The 16,937-nt window shown below is 41.9% G+C and carries 20 protein-coding genes, 3 tRNA genes and 1 pseudogene; 18 read left to right on the top strand and 6 right to left on the bottom strand.

Annotation, left to right across the window (positions count from 1 at the left end; translation table 11 throughout):
• The first annotated feature begins 17 nt into the window (after positions 1-17).
• Together C9889_RS03560 and hisC are read left to right on the top strand one after the other, a co-directional pair.
• On the top strand, positions 18-1,124 hold the full coding sequence (locus tag C9889_RS03560; protein ID WP_263854013.1) for an acetylornithine transaminase: 1,107 nt from the start codon (positions 18-20) through the stop codon (positions 1,122-1,124).
• Positions 1,111-2,196, top strand: coding sequence for a histidinol-phosphate transaminase (gene hisC / locus C9889_RS03555; protein WP_129597225.1), 1,086 nt, complete (start codon positions 1,111-1,113; stop codon positions 2,194-2,196). The genes C9889_RS03560 and hisC overlap by 14 nt, the downstream gene beginning before the upstream one ends.
• Here hisC and C9889_RS03550 read toward each other — a convergent pair.
• Entirely contained in the window at positions 2,191-2,553 is a 363-nt protein-coding gene (locus C9889_RS03550; RefSeq protein ID WP_129597223.1) for a dihydroneopterin aldolase family protein, read from the bottom strand. The two genes, hisC and C9889_RS03550, sit on opposite strands and share 6 nt — an antisense overlap.
• A gap of 103 nt (positions 2,554-2,656) precedes the next feature.
• Between C9889_RS03550 and C9889_RS03545 the strand changes: the two genes are divergently transcribed.
• The 4 genes from C9889_RS03545 to C9889_RS03530 all read left to right on the top strand — a co-directional run bounded on the left by C9889_RS03545 (position 2,657) and on the right by C9889_RS03530 (position 5,812).
• The gene (locus C9889_RS03545; protein WP_129597221.1) at positions 2,657-3,148 is read left to right on the top strand and encodes a rubrerythrin family protein; all 492 of its coding nucleotides are present in this window, start codon (positions 2,657-2,659) and stop codon (positions 3,146-3,148) included.
• Between the two features lie 170 nt (positions 3,149-3,318).
• Positions 3,319-3,807 carry a hypothetical protein gene (locus C9889_RS03540; RefSeq protein ID WP_129597219.1) on the top strand — a complete coding sequence of 163 codons (489 nt, stop codon included), beginning with the start codon at positions 3,319-3,321 and terminating at the stop codon, positions 3,805-3,807.
• Positions 3,768-4,613 (top strand): M1 aminopeptidase family protein, encoded by an 846-nt coding sequence (locus tag C9889_RS03535; RefSeq protein WP_129597217.1) that lies wholly within the window; start codon positions 3,768-3,770, stop codon positions 4,611-4,613. Before C9889_RS03540 ends, C9889_RS03535 begins: the two co-directional genes overlap by 40 nt.
• 314 nt (positions 4,614-4,927) lie before the next feature.
• A complete protein-coding gene (locus C9889_RS03530; RefSeq protein ID WP_129597215.1) occupies positions 4,928-5,812 on the top strand; it encodes a Mur ligase in 885 nt (294 codons plus the stop codon).
• A 144-nt stretch (positions 5,813-5,956) separates the two neighbouring features.
• Here the strand turns inward: C9889_RS03530 and C9889_RS03525 are convergent.
• A tRNA-Glu gene (locus C9889_RS03525) sits at positions 5,957-6,031 on the bottom strand.
• Positions 6,032-6,103: 72 nt separating this feature from the next.
• A pseudogene (locus C9889_RS03520) lies at positions 6,104-7,329 on the bottom strand (proteasome-activating nucleotidase).
• A gap of 506 nt (positions 7,330-7,835) precedes the next feature.
• Between C9889_RS03520 and C9889_RS03515 the strand changes: the two are divergent.
• From C9889_RS03515 to C9889_RS03475, 11 genes are all read left to right on the top strand, one after another.
• Positions 7,836-8,579 carry a hypothetical protein gene (locus tag C9889_RS03515; RefSeq protein WP_129597214.1) on the top strand — a complete coding sequence of 248 codons (744 nt, stop codon included), beginning with the start codon at positions 7,836-7,838 and terminating at the stop codon, positions 8,577-8,579.
• 30 nt (positions 8,580-8,609) lie between these two features.
• Complete coding sequence (locus C9889_RS03510; protein ID WP_129597212.1) at positions 8,610-8,858, top strand: TIGR00304 family membrane protein; 249 nt, start codon at positions 8,610-8,612, stop codon at positions 8,856-8,858.
• On the top strand, positions 8,855-9,166 hold the full coding sequence (locus C9889_RS03505) for a TIGR00304 family membrane protein (protein WP_129597210.1): 312 nt from the start codon (positions 8,855-8,857) through the stop codon (positions 9,164-9,166). The genes C9889_RS03510 and C9889_RS03505 overlap by 4 nt, the downstream gene beginning before the upstream one ends.
• A 34-nt stretch (positions 9,167-9,200) precedes the next feature.
• Positions 9,201-11,177 carry an excinuclease ABC subunit UvrB gene (gene uvrB / locus C9889_RS03500; RefSeq protein ID WP_129597208.1) on the top strand — a complete coding sequence of 659 codons (1,977 nt, stop codon included), beginning with the start codon at positions 9,201-9,203 and terminating at the stop codon, positions 11,175-11,177.
• Between the two features lie 85 nt (positions 11,178-11,262).
• Positions 11,263-11,334: transfer RNA gene (locus tag C9889_RS03495), tRNA-Gly, on the top strand.
• A 66-nt stretch (positions 11,335-11,400) separates the two neighbouring features.
• Complete coding sequence (locus tag C9889_RS10040; RefSeq protein ID WP_164999265.1) at positions 11,401-11,547, top strand: hypothetical protein; 147 nt, start codon at positions 11,401-11,403, stop codon at positions 11,545-11,547.
• Positions 11,548-11,662: 115 nt separating this feature from the next.
• A complete protein-coding gene (locus tag C9889_RS10035) occupies positions 11,663-11,827 on the top strand; it encodes an SOUL family heme-binding protein (RefSeq protein ID WP_164999264.1) in 165 nt (54 codons plus the stop codon).
• Positions 11,828-11,835: 8 nt separating this feature from the next.
• A complete protein-coding gene (locus C9889_RS03490; protein ID WP_129597206.1) occupies positions 11,836-12,162 on the top strand; it encodes an SOUL family heme-binding protein in 327 nt (108 codons plus the stop codon).
• 116 nt (positions 12,163-12,278) lie between these two features.
• Positions 12,279-12,363 (top strand) — tRNA-Leu (locus C9889_RS03485).
• A 171-nt stretch (positions 12,364-12,534) separates the two neighbouring features.
• Positions 12,535-13,503, top strand: coding sequence for a HEAT repeat domain-containing protein (locus tag C9889_RS03480; protein WP_129597204.1), 969 nt, complete (start codon positions 12,535-12,537; stop codon positions 13,501-13,503).
• Between the two features lie 39 nt (positions 13,504-13,542).
• Positions 13,543-13,998, top strand: coding sequence for a HEAT repeat domain-containing protein (locus tag C9889_RS03475; RefSeq protein WP_164999263.1), 456 nt, complete (start codon positions 13,543-13,545; stop codon positions 13,996-13,998).
• A 40-nt stretch (positions 13,999-14,038) separates the two neighbouring features.
• Here the strand turns inward: C9889_RS03475 and C9889_RS03470 are convergent, their stop codons facing one another.
• Positions 14,039-14,329 (bottom strand): hypothetical protein, encoded by a 291-nt coding sequence (locus C9889_RS03470; RefSeq protein ID WP_129597200.1) that lies wholly within the window; start codon positions 14,327-14,329, stop codon positions 14,039-14,041.
• Positions 14,330-14,452: 123 nt separating this feature from the next.
• Here C9889_RS03470 and C9889_RS03465 point away from each other — a divergent pair, with 123 nt between their 5' ends.
• Positions 14,453-14,950 carry a flavodoxin family protein gene (locus C9889_RS03465; RefSeq protein ID WP_129597198.1) on the top strand — a complete coding sequence of 166 codons (498 nt, stop codon included), beginning with the start codon at positions 14,453-14,455 and terminating at the stop codon, positions 14,948-14,950.
• A 71-nt stretch (positions 14,951-15,021) separates the two neighbouring features.
• Here the strand turns inward: C9889_RS03465 and C9889_RS11110 are convergent, their stop codons facing one another.
• Both C9889_RS11110 and C9889_RS03450 read right to left on the bottom strand, forming a co-directional pair.
• Entirely contained in the window at positions 15,022-15,546 is a 525-nt protein-coding gene (locus tag C9889_RS11110; RefSeq protein WP_318531510.1) for an Mth938-like domain-containing protein, read from the bottom strand.
• Between the two features lie 287 nt (positions 15,547-15,833).
• Positions 15,834-16,337, bottom strand: coding sequence for a CBS domain-containing protein (locus C9889_RS03450; RefSeq protein WP_129597196.1), 504 nt, complete (start codon positions 16,335-16,337; stop codon positions 15,834-15,836).
• Positions 16,338-16,937: the final 600 nt, after the last annotated feature.

The following is a 16,937-nucleotide window of genomic DNA, read 5'->3' as shown; positions in this document are numbered from 1 at the left end:
AAGATTCAAAATACGTTATGCAAAACTACGGTCGTTATCCTATCGCACTGGATAAGGGAGCAGGCGCTGTTGTGTGGGATATTGCCGGCAAACAGTATATCGATTGCGTTGCAGGAATAGCCGTAAACAACGTGGGCCATTGCCATCCCAGAGTTGTTAAAGCAATACAGGAGCAGGCAGCCAAACTCATCCATGTATCCAATCTCTATTATACCGATGTACAGGCTGACCTTGCAGAAAAGATGTCACAGGTTACCGGCATGGATCGTCTGTTCTTCTGCAATTCCGGCACCGAGGCTGTAGAAGCTGCCATGAAACTGGCCCGTGCCCATTCTGGGAAAAAGAACTTCGTGGCCGCAGAAGGTTCCTTCCACGGCAGGACTATGGGTGCCCTTGCGGTAACTTCCAAAGAGGCCTACAGGAAACCTTTTGAACCTCTCCCCGGCAGGGTTGATTTTGTACCTTATGATAATTCACCGGCAATTGCAGATGCCATTGATTCGGACACAGCGGCTGTAATCGTGGAACCCATCCAGGGGGAAGGTGGTGTCAATGTCCCTTCCGCAAATTACCTTAAAGAGGTCCGGGAAATCTGTGATGAGACCGGTACCCTGTTGATATTCGATGAGATCCAGACCGGTTTCGGGCGTACGGGCAAGTGGTTCTGTAAGGACCATTTCAATGTGACCCCGGACATAATGACAATGGCCAAAGCACTGGGAGGCGGATTCCCCATGGGTGCCATTGCAAGCAGGGAAGGCATTGTATTCCAGAAAGGGCAGCATGCCGCAACCTTCGGAGGAGGTCCTCTTGCCTGTGCAGCAGCCCTGGCATCCATTAATGCAATTGAACAAGAAGGACTCGTGGAACGCTCCCGCACGATGGGTGAGTATTTCGTGAAGAAACTGGAAGGTTTAAACCGTGAGGATTTCCTGGAAATCCGGGGTAAAGGATTGATGATGGGTGTGCGTGTGCAGGATTCCTGTGCAGAAATGGTAACTGCGGGCCTTGAGAAAGGTGTTTTGCTTAATTGCACAGCAGGCAACATCCTGCGTATGGTGCCTCCTCTTGTCATAACCGAAGAACAGGTAGATTCGGTGGTGGATGTAATTGGCAAGTTATGAACTGGTAAAACCTGAGATCAGGTCGATAGCTCCCTATGTGCCGGGCAAATCTATTGCCGAGATCGCTGAAAAATATAATCTGGAACCCGATTCGATTATCAAACTCGGCTCAAATGAAAATCCCCTGGGTCCTTCCCAGGCAGCAGTCAGTGCCCTGCGAGAAGCTGCCGCCACTGTGAATATTTACCCATCGGCAGATGCCAGGGAACTTGTGGATGCAATATCTGGTTATGTTGGTATGCCCCAGGCCAATATTGTGGCATCCGGTCCGGGTATGGATGGTTTGCTTGACGGCCTGATGAGAATGCTCATATCTGCGGATTCGGAAGTTGTGATTACAACTCCCACTTTTTCCTACTACGAGATTGCTGCAACTGCGTGTGGTGCAAAACCAGTATTTGTGAAACGCAATGAAAATTTTGACGTGGATATTGACAGGGTCATTGCTGCAGTAAATGAAAAAACAAAAGTGGTATTCATCTGCTCCCCAAACAACCCTTCAGGCAATGTCACTGCTGAGAAAGAACTGCGCAGGCTGCTGGATTCTGTTGATTGTCTGGTCTTTGTGGACGAGGCCTATGTGGAATTTGCAGGATCAGATGTTGCGTCTCTTGTAGGGGAATATGATAATCTTGTTGTTGGCAGGACCTTTTCCAAAGCTTTCGGACTGGCAGGTTTAAGACTTGGTTACGGTATAATGCCTGCCTGGCTTAAGGTCGAATATATGAAAGCTGCTACTCCCTTCAATGTAAGTGCACCGGCTGTTGCAGCAGGTATTGCTGCCCTTTCTGACAAAGAGCATCTGGAGGCCAGCCAACAGATGGTAATCGAGGGTCGTAAATATTTGCAGGCAAACCTGCCTTTCAAAGTATATGAATCACAGGCTAATTTTATGCTTGTGGATGTTGCGCCCCATAATGCAAAGGATGTATGCGACCACTTGTTGCGCAGGGGGGTTATTGTCAGGGATTGCACTTCTTTCCGTGATGCAGGTGATTCCTTTATCAGAGTCACTGTAGGTACAAAAGAACAAAATGAAAGAGTTGTGGAAGGCTTTTCGACCTATTTATGAGAGGCTTTCGACCTCATTTATTTCCATAAGTGGGTAATCCAGTTCTTTGTTGTAGGTCATAGATGCCCGGATTCTGGTATCTCCATGGATTACTTGCAGGGCCACTGACAACATTTTTCCTTCAAGTTCGCAGTATCCGAATTCACCATTTAATTTTGCGGCTATCATTTCCCTGTCTATATCTACATTGATCTCTTCAACAAAGGGCTGTACAGAAATACTTTCAGCAATGGCTTTTTCCAGGCTATCCACATTTTGCAGGTTAAGGGGTGAACCCGTGAACTGATGATAGAGGGCTCCCATTTTGATCCCTGCCTCAAAAGCAGCTATTTGTGTATCATCAGGTCTTTTTTCCATGATTACTGGGATGGTAGGGTGTTATTTATATTTGTGGATGGAGCACATTTTTACATAGTATCAGGTATAATGTGGTATGGTTACAAAATAAGGAGTATATTGTATGAGTACGCTTGAAAACCTTGAAGGAGCATTTGCCGGTGAATCCATGGCAAACAGGAAGTATCTGGCCTTTGCAAAAAAAGCTGATGACGAAGGCCACCCTCAGATTGCAAAATTGTTCAGGGCAGCTGCAGCAGCTGAGACTGTTCATGCTCACAACCATCTGGGAATTATGAATGGCATTAAGAGCACAGAGGAAAACCTCAAAGAAGCTATTGAAGGGGAAACCTATGAATTCGAAACAATGTATCCTGAATTCATAACACAGGCAAAAGAGGAAGGTAACGGTAAAGCTGCCTGGAGTTTTGATGTTGCCAATCAGGTAGAAGCAATTCATGCCGAACTCTACAAGAAAGCCCTTGATAATGCAGGCAACAATGAAGAGGTTGAGTATTACGTATGTGAAGTTTGTGGTAATACTGTGGAAAACGGTGCACCGGACGTATGTCCGATTTGTGGTGCCCCAGCTTCTAAGTTCAAGAAAATTGATTAAAGTGTCCTGTTGATTAGGACATATTCTCTTATTTTTTATTTATTGCTGCTACCTGTTGGTTTAGGTGCTGTCATTTTATTTGTTCTAATTAATATACAACGTTTTATGTACACTAATTGTATATTCATTGCCATATTTATTATCCCTATGGTCATGGAACAATACGGTTAATGGAATCTGGGCATTATTCGTTTACCAGCGTTGTATTTTATTCTATTATTGCGGTAGTTTTGTTTTGTGTGCTGGCAACTTCTACGGCTTGCGCTGAATGGGAACAGAATGAAGTAGAAGTGAATTCTGTATATGAAGTCGGCTCAGGTTTTGTCCATGTCACAAAAGAGATCACTTTCACCAACAAGGATGAAAATACCCGCTACTGGCAGGGATTTTACTCTTCATTAAATTATCCTGTTCCACCGGATCATTCGAATCTTTGTTCCTATGACGATTCCTCTAAAGTGAGGTTCAAAAGAGCTGAAGATGGCGGAGACTATTACATTTTCACATTCAATGAGGATTTGTGGTATGGGGATAGTTACACTTTCACAATGGAATACGATGTCCGGAAAGATCCCATCTATACAACTTCACAATTACGGAACAATCAGATTCTGGAACTGTGGAACTCATTGTCCCTGATAATTATGAAGCATACCTAGAAGATGTGGGTTATGGAAAAGAAAATCTACACGATCGTGCAGTTTATACGTTTGGCACCGCAAGTTTCCAGGAATTTCCCTTGAGGATTGATTGTGTAAAAACAGTGGACCTAATGGTTGCCAGTAAAGTAGTTTCCCTGGGGGGCAGTAATGTCAACATCAGTGTGGAATACCGGAAAGGAAATTATGAATGGGCACAGGATGTGCTGGACAAAACGGCTACCTATCTTCCCTTGCTGGAGGATGTCTGGGGCGTCCCTTTTCCGGGCAATTCAAATCTCATTATCAGGGAATCTTCAATTGCAGAAACTAAGGGTTACGATGGTTTCAATTATGGTAATGGTACAATATCCCTTCTACATTCAGCAGAGGACCATGTGTTGATACATGAACTTTCTCACAGCTGGACTCATGCATGCAATTTTGAGCAACTCTGGATGCATGAAGGTTATGCCAACCTGTATACTTTTCTGGTGTTACAACAAACAAATCCTAAAAAGGCCCTGGCTATGAAATCCGAACTTGAGGAGGATTATGACAAAAAAGAACACCAGTTTGCACAGGCTCTTGATGGCTGGTCGATTCCGGATGAGTATAATTCTTCCAGCTCAGAAAAGATTGGCTATGGTTACAGTAAATCTTTCGTTTTCGTATCGGATATTTATGAAAAAGTTGGTTTTGAAAGAATGCAAATTGCCAACAGGAAGTTGCTGGCTGCCGGTAAGGTGAATACTTCTGGTCATATTTCAATAATAGAATCGGTTTCAGACAAAGATTTCGATCAAATGTATTCTAATTTTGTTTGATAATTTGTAGGGTAAAAACTGACATACTTCCCATGCATATTGCATGGGTGTTTTATGGTTGGCTTTTTTCTTGCTTTTTTATATTTATTTTCTATAGTGATTGCGTTGTGTTGTGATTAATGTACATTTGGTAAAGCAGACAACTGTCTATATTAATCGCCTGATAAAACTAATATATATTAACGCAATCTATTATCTATGCTCATTGCGGTAATATTGGCGATAATTGGAATTCTGGAAGTAATCATATTGACCCAGTTGTTTGGTTACCGTCTAGGAGGGGTGATTGTTGTTCCTGTGCTTGCCATCTATACATGCAAAAATTTCTTAATGTTGCCATCATTGAAAACCAGGCTATAACTGAATACACCACAAGGTTGGTTAATGAGATTTTCGTGAAACCGCGTATTATCGTGATCACCAATGTACGACAGGACCATCTTCCCACGCTGGGCAGGGATAAGCGTGAGATAGCAAGGTCCTTTGCCCGCTCAGTTCCTGAAAATACTGTGGTTATTAACTGTGAACAGAATCCCGTATTGCAGGATTATATGGAAAAAGAAATTGAAAAACGTGGAGCTACTGCAATAAATGTAGAAATTCCGGAGGTGCACAGGGGACTGCTTGGTGCTGAAACTGTTTATGGATTGAATTATGTGCTTGATGAAATGGGCAGTGATCCTATCCCTGAGGATGAGTTGGATTCCAATCTGCAGTCAATGCAACCCCATTGGCTGGAACTTGAATCGGGTGTACTTTTTAATGCTGCTGAGGTGAATGATGTGGAAAGTACGGAAATGATACGTCAACAGCTTGCAGGTAAGGAGAAAATTTTACCCTTTGTTTACCTGGGGGATGAAAGAAGGGGCAGGTCATATTCATTTGTGAAATATCTCAACCACCTTTTTGAGAAAGGATACATTGATGAGGTTTTCATGGGTGGCCGCACTACAAAGGCGTTTGCTAGGAATATCAGGGCACCTATCCGCCAATTCCGTGCTGACGCGGATGCAGGAGAAGTGCTCGATGAAATGGTCAGGGTGGGGCTGCCTGTAATCCTTATGGGTAATACCGTGGATGAGTTCATGAGGCAGATGGAAATTGAAATATCAAAACGGGTTGTTGCAGGGGATAATGTGCATTATTCTCCAGAAGTTGATACCCTGGAAGAAGTTGGCCCGATTAATTCTAACCATTGATGTTTCTGTGCTGTACCATATCACAACGGATGCCCCATCCAAAATATTGTAAGCAGTCCTGAAAAATGTTCACAATAGTTGAATGTAAGTATAAAAATACGGAATAAAAGAGTAGGGGTAATTTTGTAGAATAATGTGAACAGATGCTCCGATCGGGATTCGAACCCGAGTCACAGGAGTGAGAGTCCTGTATGATTGGCCGTGCTACACTATCGGAGCGCATTGCCATGAGGGCACAATTCTAAAGCAATTTATGTTATATTAAGTTTTTGTAAAAACAAGAAGCGGGGTTTAGGCAAACATCCCGCTTGCTATGTTCTGTTCTTCTTCAGTTGTCACTTTGTTGAAGGCTTCAGTCATATCCTTCATGGTAATCTGTTCACCCCTGCGACGCAGGACAAACATCCCTGCCTCCTTGACAATGATCTTGAGGTCTGCTCCACTCAGGCCGTCGGCCATCCTGGCAAGTTTGGTCATATCTACATCATCTGCAAGATTCATGTGTCGAGTGTGTATCTTGAGGATATCCTCGCGCGCTTTCTCATCGGGTATTGGTATTTCAATAACCCTGTCAAACCTTCCTGGGCGAAGAAGTGCGGGGTCAAGCAGGTCAATACGGTTTGTGGCCGCTATGATCTTGACCTGGCCGCTTGGCTCAAAACCATCCATCTCGGACAACAGTTGCAGCATTGTACGATTCACTTCTGCAGAACCTGTGGTGCCGTCGTGGGTACGCATTCCACCCACGGCGTCGATTTCATCAATAAAGAGGATGCATGGGGATTTGTCCCGGGCCATCTGGAATACATCTTTTACAAGCCTTGCTCCTTCTCCGATGAATTTCTGGACCAGGTCCGAACCGGACATACGTATGAAACTTGCATGTGCACGGGATGCCACTGCTTTGGCAATCAGTGTTTTTCCTGTTCCGGGGTCCCCGTACATAAGAACGCCGGATGGGGGTTCGATGCCGATCTTATCGAACAGTTCGGGTTCGGTAAGGGGCATCTCTACGGATTCGATAACCTCGTTGAGGACATCATCCAGCCCGCCTATCATATCATAATCTACATCAGGGGAATTGATGACTTCCATTATCTGGGCGCGCATGTCGGTTGCTTTACGCATTATTGATACAATGGAAAATGCAGCATTGATGGATACTCTCACACCAGGTTCGATTTCATCCTTGAATTCTGCGGGGATCTGTGTGACGACTTCCTGATTGTTACCATGCTGGCGGATAAGTGCCATGTCATCTTCGGTTTCCATGACAGTTGCAATGAAAAGGGGGGTGATGTAATACGCTCGAGTTGTTCCTTGAGTTTTTCCATTTCCTCGAGGTAGTTGTTTGCCAGCATATTGGCTTCAAGAAGCTTTGCTCTCATAGATTCACTCTGGACTCGTAGTTCCTCATTTTCCTTTTTGAGTGATTCGATCTCAGAGTCCATCTCCTCTGCAGTATCAACAGTGTTATTGGTATTTTCAATAGGAGTATTTGCAGTTGCATCGGACATAATGCGTCCCTATGCATATCATCGAATATAAATCCACTCCTGTTTTCAGGTATTATCTGGGCGTGTTTTATGTGTAGTTTTATCTCTGTTTTTATGGTTCTGATCTGTATTTTTGCGCATATTGCTCTCCTATATGTCTTGTTTCACACTTCTATACAGATAAAAACAACCCCTTCATTTCCATTGGAGCAAAAGGCGAGATATGATAATATTTATATCACATTGTTCTCTTGCTTGTTGGGAATAAGATGAAATATGGGTTTTTAAATTGTTTAATTTTATATTATTGTTTTTCACAAGTAAAAAACAAATTTAAAACAAATATATGACAAAAGACTTATATATAATCTTATCATATCAAATATTGCATATAATAGATGTGTGTGAAACTGTAATATCGCTTCACAAATCAATCTAAACAATGCAAACCATAAATCTGAGGGGATGAATGGCTTTGCACTCCATTGCATCTGAGGGGATGAATGGACTTATGCAGAGGCTAAAAGATGAAAATTCGACTCGAGTTATTCGATGATGATGACAACGAGGTTGCCAGAGTCCAATTTGAAGGAGATTCCTGGCAGAATCGCTCGATCCAGTTTATCAACATGTTCGGTGAGGCGCAACCTCCATCGGAAGAATCTTCATCTTTTAACCTTTCTTCACAATCACAAAACAGTAATGAAGTAAATGCTCCTTCACATTCCGGTGTTCAATATCCACCACAGCATCAACAGGTTCCGCCACAGATGGTTCCTCCAAATTATCCGCCTATGCCAGCACAACATTACTATAATCCAATGTATTACCCACCGGTTTACTACCCGTCGATGATGCCACAACAACTACCTCCCATGCAACCCACCACCCAGGCACCATCGATGTCCCAGCCACCTCATGTCCAGCAAGGACAGCAAGGTGGTAGTGTAAACCGGTCCTTTCCTTCTCAACAGGTGAATAAATCAAAATCAGATCCCTCGTTGACAATAAGTGAAAGACTTGAATTGTTCCTGAAATACGAGTTTCCACGTATGTGGGGTACTTCACAGGAAATACAGCATCAGTATGAGCAGGTATATGGCCCAATCAAACTGAGCACTGTGTCCACATACCTTTCCCGGATGTATCGTAAAGATCTCCTCCAGAGGCGGGGCAATCGCACCAATCGGGAGTATCTTTATGTGGGCGATATGGAAGAGCAATCTTCAGTTCATCAGTCCTTTTCTCCGGGTTACATCCAGAGGACATGATATTTAATATCTGAAATCTTATCTTTTCTCATGAATTCAGCAGAAAATTCTATAATAAAGGGTTTCGTGCTGACTGTAATCGGCTTTTTTCTACTGTTTTTAGGTTTTATTACAAAAGCGATTTATGAAAATGGAGGCCAACCCGAATTTGGCGGGCTTGTACTGATTGGTCCTATTCCCATTGTGATAGGTTCTTCTGAAGGTGTTTCCTATTCAATGCTTTTATTAGGACTTTTAATATTTGCGATTTACATTTTGTTATGGAGGATTAACCGTTGATCGGGAATATACTCGTTTACGGAGGAATGGCCTTTATTGGAATTGGTATTTTCCTGATAATACGCGGTGTCTATGAACAAAATGTATTTCACAAAAAACAGTCGTCATCACAGACACATGGTCATGTGAATGGAATCCATACAGGTGATGAAGGCGATTCTTCACGTACCGATGTCAAAAGTGGAGGAGTGATCATGATCGGCCCCCTGCCGATAATTTTTGGCTCAGACAGCAATACTTCTAAAAAGGCGATGGTGCTTGCCATCATTCTGATGCTGATTTACCTGCTGATGGTAATCCTGGTATAATTATATACGTTTTCACAACAGATAGGATGTTAGTATGCCGGAGTTTGAACTTGTATCAAACTATAGTCCTCGTGGTGACCAGCCACAGGCAATCGAAAATCTCTCTTATGGTATAAATGGTGGTTTCAGGCACCAGACACTGCTGGGTGTGACCGGTTCAGGTAAAACCTTCACAATAGCAAATGTCATTCAAAATGTGCAGAGGCCTACTCTTGTAATTGCTCATAACAAAACCCTTGCAGCCCAGTTGTTTTCAGAATTTCGCGACTTTTTCCCGGACAACGCAGTAGAATATTTTGTTAGTTATTACGATTATTACCAGCCAGAGGCCTATCTCCCCACAACTGATACCTACATTGAAAAAGATTCTTCCATCAATGAAGAGATAGACAGGTTGAGACTGTCTGCCACCAAGTCACTTATGGAGCGCAGGGATGTAATTGTTGTATCCAGTGTGTCATGCATCTATAACCTGGGTTCACCCAGGGAATGGCAGGAAATGTCCCTTTTCATGAAACCGGGAGATGAGGTTGACAGGAGCTGGATATTCAGTAAACTTGTAGATATTCAGTATGAAAGGAATGATGTGGAATTCACCCAGGGTACTTTCCGTGCCCGTGGGGACACTGTTGAGATATTCCCGGCGCAGGATAATGTAGCAGTGCGGGTAGAGATGTTCGGGGATGAGATTGACAGGATTTCCTATTTTGAACCCCTGACCGGCAAGGTTGTACGTGAAGTGGAAGATGATATGCAGGTTGTAATATATCCTGCCAAGCATTTTGTTATGCCCCAGTCACAGATTGATCGCGCCCTTGTAGCTATTGAAGAGGAATTGAAGGATACAGTTGCCGAATTTGAAAAACAGGGTCAATTACTGGAAGCCCAGCGTATCATGCAACGCACAAGGTTTGATATCGAAATGATAGAAGAGCTTGGGTATTGCAGTGGTATTGAAAATTATTCCCGTCATTTTGACGGCCGCAAACCAGGTGAGGCTCCTTCTTCATTGCTGGATTTCTTCCCGGATGATTATTTGCTCATCATCGATGAATCCCATGTGACTATCCCGCAGATAGGAGGGATGCATAACGGGGATCGGGCACGCAAAAAATCTCTCATTGAATATGGGTTCCGTTTGCCTTCTGCTTATGACAACCGCCCTCTGAATTACAGGGAATTCGAGGAGAGGATCAATAAGGCTGTTTATGTTTCCGCCACACCTGCGGATTATGAGCTGGGATTGAGTGATCAGGTAGTGGAGCAGATAATTCGTCCTACAGGGCTGGTTGATCCACCGGTTCAGGTCAGGCCAGTGGCAAATCAAATCGATGACCTGATGGAAGAAGTCCGGAAGGTATCGGAAAACGGTTACAGGACTCTTGTGACAACCCTGACAAAGAAAATGGCTGAGGATCTGACCGACTACCTGCTGGAGATGGGTATCAGGGTGCGCTATATGCATTCGGATATCGATACCCTGGAGAGGGCCGAGATCGTGCGGGAGTTGCGTAAGGGTACCTTTGATGTGCTTGTGGGGATTAACCTGTTACGTGAAGGATTGGACATTCCCGAGGTCGCTCTTGTGGCAATACTCGATGCAGATAAGGAAGGTTTCCTGCGTTCGGAACGCTCTCTTATCCAGACGATTGGCCGGGCTTCGCGGAATGTGGATGCTTATGCTATTATGTATGCGGACAGGATTACCGGTTCAATGTCCCGTGCAATGAGTGAGATGGAAAGGAGGCGTAATCTGCAACTGGAATTCAATCGCAAGCATAACATTACACCGACCAGTATCATGAAGGAAATTCAGCGTGAAATTGTGGAGGCTGAAGAGGTATCCACTCCTGCTGCCGGAGTTGACATGGGGCTTTCCAAAATGGAGGCCAACAGCATGCTTATTGATATGGAGGCGGAGATGCATGAGGCTGCCCGCAACCTGGAATTCGAGGAAGCAGCCCGGCTGAGGGATGCTATCAGAGAAATGAGGGAAACCTATTCCCTGTAATTGTATTCTGTTGCTGGCAAAACCATGTATTGTGGCATGGCCGAAAGGGTTATATCTGAAAAATACTATCAAGAGGTTGCAGTGAGCGTTGATGGTCTAGTGGCTATGACTGGGGCCTTCCAAGCCCTAAACCCGGGTTCGAATCCCGGTCGACGCATTCTCTTTTTCTTACAATCCTTTTTTTGGACAAAGATATTTATGCGTAATTATTTGATGTTTTTTCATGACTACAACCGATACTATTCTTGAAAAGTTGCATGAGAATGCCAATCCAACTGCTGTGGATGGTATGAAAAGTATGGTATCACACCATCTGAAGTCTGGGGAGTTTCAATACCGATTCTGCGTAGCATTGCAAAGGATGCTTTGAGAGAACTTCGCAGTGAAAAGGTTCTGGAGAGACTTAACCGCAAGGTTGCCAGGAATCACTGATCAGTTCGAAATATTGATTAGTGTTTGGTGCTTATGTATAATGGGGTTTGATTATGGGGGTTCCTACTGCTGAATATGACATATTGGAGAAGCCTGCCGATGGTATCGAAATTCGTTATTATTCGGAAATGGTGATTGCCAGGACGAATGCATCGAGTTCGAATGAGCCTTTCAGGAAAATAGCGGATACATCTTCGGCTCCAATGAAAAACGGCTGAAGATTTCAATGACTACTCCTGTGATTACTTGTTATCCTCAGGAAGAGGGGATGGAGATGGCTTTTGTGCTACCCGAAGAATTTACTTCTACAAAACCACCTGCCCCTCTCTCAGAGGATGTGGTCCTGCAAACACTGTCTCCTCGCAGGATTGCAGTGGTTAAGTTCAGGGGCAGTATTTCCGATGCCATCATTTCTCATAAACGCAGTTATCTGGAACAATTCCTGAATTCCCATGATTACATCCGCAAAGGCACTTTCTTCCGGCTGAGCTATGGCCCGCCCTGGGTACCGGATTTCCTGAAACGTCATGAGATTGCCACAAGGATTGAATGACATTTTTGCGCAACATTAATATCTATGTGTGCCCATGTAAGACCACTTTCCACACACCCGGACGATAAGTCCAGGTTGTAGATACGGAAATACGTGAAGTTCCTTTCAATCTTTTTGCGGGGGTTGCCCAGCCAGGTCAAAGGCGCAGGGCTTAGGACCCTGTCTTGTAGAAGTTCGTGGGTTCGAATCCCACTCCCCGCATCTGTTTTTTTTTGGGATATAGTTATCTCTTAAAAAAGTGAACTGCCAAATATTTCTTATATGTCCTTGCTTTTAAGCGCATTATTATAGACAAAAGAATAATTTTTTATTTTTGGTCTTTTTTGCTCAATCATAACTTTTAATATCTAATAAATAGATAGAAATCAACCAATGAATTCAATTGATAAAAATGCAGACCATAATGTACAATCTTTAATAGATGATAAAGATCTTAATGGGTTGCTTAATGCTCTAACTCATAAGAATGCAAAAATTAGACATCAAGCAGAAGAAAGCTTTTTTGAAGTGGCAAACTTTAATGAAATTGAACTTCTTATAGAAAATTTGTGTAATGAGGATAAGAACATAAGAAGATTTGTTTCAAGGGTGCTTGGTGAATGTGGAGACGTTCGGGCTGTAGAACCTCTTATTCAATCTTTGAATGATGAAGATGAATGTGTGGTAGATTATGCTGCATCGTCTCTTGGAGGATTAAATGATAAAAGAGCTGTTGAGCCACTTCTAAAGGTATTATCCCATAAATATTGGGCAGCTCGCACTTCAGCAGCATGGTCTCTTGGATGTATCGGTGATTCAAAAGCAATTGATTCATTATTAGAACTTTTGAATGATAAAAATGAAGAAGTTCGATATTATGCGGAAGAGGCTCTTAAAGAATTTGATGATGGCAAAGCGGTAGAAGAATTAAACAAATATTATGATAACCAAATTCCAAGAAACCTTAAAAATGTTACTAACGCATTCAGAAAATTCGAAAAATCAATGCCTATAGAACCATTTTTAGAATATTTGAATAATGATGATGTTGATGTAAGGGAATATGCTTCAAAATGTTTTAATGAGCTAAATGATGAACGTTCTGTAGAAGCCCTTATTCAATCACTTAATGACACATCTAGTATTGTTCAGAAAAACGCTGCATGTTCACTTGGAAAGGTAGACACTCAAAAATCATTAGAAGGCTTATTCCAAAGTTTAAAAAGTGAAAATGCCAAAATCAGAAAAAGCGCTGTTTGGGGATTACATGAATCTAAAAGTGAATTTGTAACTAAAATAATTTTCAAAACATTGAATGATGAAGATAAAAATGTTCGATTGTCTGCTGCAAATGCCCTCTAGTGTTCGAATCGCTTATACGATCAACAAAACATTGATTTTGTGATAGAAGCTCTAGAAAATGAAGATGTTACAGTTCGAAAATATGCAAGCATGGGTCTTCTCGTAATTGCAGATGAAAGAGCAATAAAACCACTTATTCACGTTTTAAGCGATGACGATATTCGTGTTCGGAATTATGCATCTCAAGCACTAGGAGACATTGGAGAAGATGCTATAGAACCCTTAGTTCAAATTTTGGATGATGAAAATAATTTCAATAAAAAAAGACTAATAAGAGCAACTGCAAAGGCTTTAGGTTTCATCAAAAGTCCAAAAATTGTGTATCCACTTATAAAAACCCTTTCAATTAATGATATGTATGTTAAAGAATCTGCTTGTCTTGCACTAGGAGTATTAGGTGACCCTTTATCTATTGAGCCACTTAAAGTATGCTTGAATGATAAACACAAAAAAGTGCAGGTTGCGGCAAAGAAATCATTGAAAAAAATTAGCTAAAAATAATCACTGGGAGGTCAGATTGGAGGTGAACTAATATTTAAGAAAAATTCCACATCTCCAACCTCCCCCTCACATGACAATTCAAACTAAAACATTTACCAGACTTAGCATTCTGCTTAATATAATGCAAAGTTCTCTTAGAAAATCCCATATTCTTCCACTCAGAATAAGATATATCAATGACCTTTTGTCTAAAATCCTCTGAATCATCCCTTTCAACTTTATAGACAGGATTGATGAACTCCAAGTTCTTCCTTCTGCCAGTAAGATAAAATGCCAGTTCTCTTGTCTCAATCCCCATAAGGCCTCTAATTGTACCTGATTTCATAAATCTACATTTTCATCTATGCTTGAGTTGCTATTCTGTACCGAAAAGGAAAAGACACCTTACTAACCCGTATCTATATAAACTAGCAGCAAGTAATTTTTTAATAATGATTGGGGGAACTATATGAAAACATTAGTAACATATATGACACAGACAGGAAATACAAAGAAAATAGCTGAAGCAATTTATGGGGAAATTACCGGGGAGAAGAATATCAAAGACATCGAAGATGTAAGCAACCTTGAAGGTTATGATCTTGTGTTTGTGGGCTTTCCGGTCCTGCAATTCAACATTCCAGAAAATGTTTCAAAATTTGTAAAAGAGAATGTAGCTGGTAAGAACATAGCATTTTTCATGACTCATGCTGTTCCCGAGGGATTCGAAGCCATTCATTCATGGACCGGCTCCTGCAAGGATATTGCAGCCAGTGGAAATTATCTTGGTACATTTGAATGTCAGGGTGAGTTGGCACAACCTGTAATCGACATGTTGCTGGAATCCGATGATCCACAAATGAAAGAGTTTGGTGAGATGGGCCCTTCCACTAAGGGACAGCCTGATGAATCTCGTGTACAGAAGGCAAGGGAATTCGCAAAAGAGATTCAGGCAAAGGTCCAGTGACTGGATATTTCTGATTTTTCCATTTGAATTTCTCCAACCTTTCATTAACATGAGCATTGAAAGTAAGCGGCTTATCCCTCCTGGCGTTCTGTTTCATGTAATGCAAAATTCCTTAGGAAAACCCATCTTCTTCCATTCAGTATATGGGCAGTAAATTCAAGTAAATTCTTACAATAATCTACACTGACAATTAAGTACATCCTCTCCAGAGGTGCCTCAAAAATCAGCTTGTTTTGGCAGGTGAGATGGAACAAACCAATAACCTTTCCTTTTGCAGAGTTCCACTTGTCTATGGCCTCAGGGGTAGGACATAGTTTGACCTTGCAATCTTTCTCTTTGAAAAAATCACGTACCTCATGTGATAATTGCACCATCCCGTTCTGTCCGGAGCCGATAATGATTTTCTCAGCACCATTTTCATAAACATGTTCTGCTTCATCGAGAGAGATCTTGTGGGACGTACCGTATATCGCTTTTGAAAGTTTCTTTTTCCTTTTTTTGATATTTCCGTTCAGTCGAATAAGGACATCTTTTTCATACTCTTCCCCTTCAATTGTAATCGAACCGAATTTTGTACTGTCTATTTTCGGCTTCATGGATTTATCCCCGATAATGGGTATGTTCCTTTATGCATATAGATTTTATTTTACAACAATCATGGATCACCGAAGACAACCTGTCATAGGTTGACTACTGGTCATAATGTTCAATAAAAAATCCCCTCTGATGTCATTGAATATGGCAGAAGTAAGCGTCAGTGGACTCGGGCGGCTGGACAGGTAAAATTACACTTGATAAGGGAATAAACCACAAACCCGTTAGCTGTGGGGATCAAAGCAACACCGGTGAATACGCTTTCCAGAATGCTGAAAAATTTCTTCCATCATTCCTTTCTCCTTGTTCTGTACGCTTCATTAATGATATCGTGTTTTGTGACAACTCCTATCAGTTTATCTTTGTTGTCCATTACCCACACATGATTTATGTTGTGTTTTAGCATCATATCCACAGTTTCACATAAGCTGGTGTCATTAGATACTGTCAGGGGGTGTGGGATCATGATACTTTTTGCATCTTCACCCAGTGACCTCACCGCATTCAGATGGGTATGGCTGGAACTGGGTAACCTGTCATGGAAAAGCAATTCCAGGACAATGTTCTGATCGATTACACCTTTGAGCCTGTAGTCCTTATCAACAACAGGAAAATTATGGAACCGATATTTTCCTATTAATTCGAGTGTGTCTTCAATAGAAGTACTCTCATCGATTCCTACCAATTCCCTGGTCATAATTTCGGTGATTTTTTTAGTGGCACACTGTTTTGAGATCTGGAATCTATCTCTATAATCTGGATTTTTGGATTTATCCGGTGCATCGAATGGCATATCCCAATCTCCCTGAATAAAATCTATATGTATCAGTATATAAATGGTCCTATTACTGTATTTCCATTCCAATCAACAAAATATTATTGCCTATGGTACAATTAGATACATGACGCAACCCATGCAGCCCGTATATTCCATTAATGATGGATATACAGGGCTTTTGCAGACACATGGTCAGCAGAACAGTATCTTGAAAATAGTAAAACCTTGGCACTATGATTATGTGTAAGTTATCTGTAATATATCCAGATAGTTTACAGGTAATGGCAAGTTAAACCGGGCTTGATTTCAAAAGAATTTAGAATTCTATCTTACCCAAAATGTCGAATAAATAAAATCCAGCGCTTGTAACCATTACATAAATTAAAGATATCATGAATAATTCCCAAAAGTTAATCACATAAACCACCCTCTCCCATATTGATTATATCTGTTTTTTGTTGTAAAATCATATTTGCAGCTTATGGATCCATTTCTCATTGTAAAACACAGGAGAATTGAGAGCATAGGACCCCCATCCACTGCTCTCAATCGTACCACCACTCCCATTTTAAAGCCGAACCCCCTTCGGCTGTATCCAGTCAGGAACTTGCTGCA

It is taken from the genome of Methanohalophilus profundi (assembly GCF_004137855.1).
Lineage (GTDB): Archaea > Halobacteriota > Methanosarcinia > Methanosarcinales > Methanosarcinaceae > Methanohalophilus > Methanohalophilus profundi.
This window is presented reverse-complemented; position numbering and strand designations above follow the sequence as displayed.

Excerpts from the sequence above, each read along its gene's own strand:
- C9889_RS03550 (WP_129597223.1), bottom strand. The coding sequence starts at position 2,553 with ATGGAAAAAAGACCTGATGATACACAAATAGCTGCTTTTGAGGCAGGG.
- C9889_RS03490 (WP_129597206.1), top strand. The coding sequence starts at position 11,836 with ATGACTACTCCTGTGATTACTTGTTATCCTCAGGAAGAGGGGATGGAG.
- C9889_RS03515 (WP_129597214.1), top strand. The coding sequence starts at position 7,836 with ATGAAAATTCGACTCGAGTTATTCGATGATGATGACAACGAGGTTGCC.
- C9889_RS03465 (WP_129597198.1), top strand. The coding sequence starts at position 14,453 with ATGAAAACATTAGTAACATATATGACACAGACAGGAAATACAAAGAAA.
- C9889_RS10040 (WP_164999265.1), top strand. The coding sequence starts at position 11,401 with ATGACTACAACCGATACTATTCTTGAAAAGTTGCATGAGAATGCCAAT.
- C9889_RS03560 (WP_263854013.1), top strand. The coding sequence starts at position 18 with ATGCAAAACTACGGTCGTTATCCTATCGCACTGGATAAGGGAGCAGGC.
- C9889_RS11110 (WP_318531510.1), bottom strand. The coding sequence starts at position 15,546 with ATGAAGCCGAAAATAGACAGTACAAAATTCGGTTCGATTACAATTGAA.
- C9889_RS03540 (WP_129597219.1), top strand. The coding sequence starts at position 3,319 with ATGGAATCTGGGCATTATTCGTTTACCAGCGTTGTATTTTATTCTATT.
- C9889_RS10035 (WP_164999264.1), top strand. The coding sequence starts at position 11,663 with ATGGGGGTTCCTACTGCTGAATATGACATATTGGAGAAGCCTGCCGAT.
- C9889_RS03470 (WP_129597200.1), bottom strand. The coding sequence starts at position 14,329 with ATGAAATCAGGTACAATTAGAGGCCTTATGGGGATTGAGACAAGAGAA.
- C9889_RS03480 (WP_129597204.1), top strand. The coding sequence starts at position 12,535 with ATGAATTCAATTGATAAAAATGCAGACCATAATGTACAATCTTTAATA.
- C9889_RS03450 (WP_129597196.1), bottom strand. The coding sequence starts at position 16,337 with ATGCCATTCGATGCACCGGATAAATCCAAAAATCCAGATTATAGAGAT.
- uvrB (WP_129597208.1), top strand. The coding sequence starts at position 9,201 with ATGCCGGAGTTTGAACTTGTATCAAACTATAGTCCTCGTGGTGACCAG.
- C9889_RS03530 (WP_129597215.1), top strand. The coding sequence starts at position 4,928 with ATGCAAAAATTTCTTAATGTTGCCATCATTGAAAACCAGGCTATAACT.
- C9889_RS03510 (WP_129597212.1), top strand. The coding sequence starts at position 8,610 with ATGAATTCAGCAGAAAATTCTATAATAAAGGGTTTCGTGCTGACTGTA.
- C9889_RS03545 (WP_129597221.1), top strand. The coding sequence starts at position 2,657 with ATGAGTACGCTTGAAAACCTTGAAGGAGCATTTGCCGGTGAATCCATG.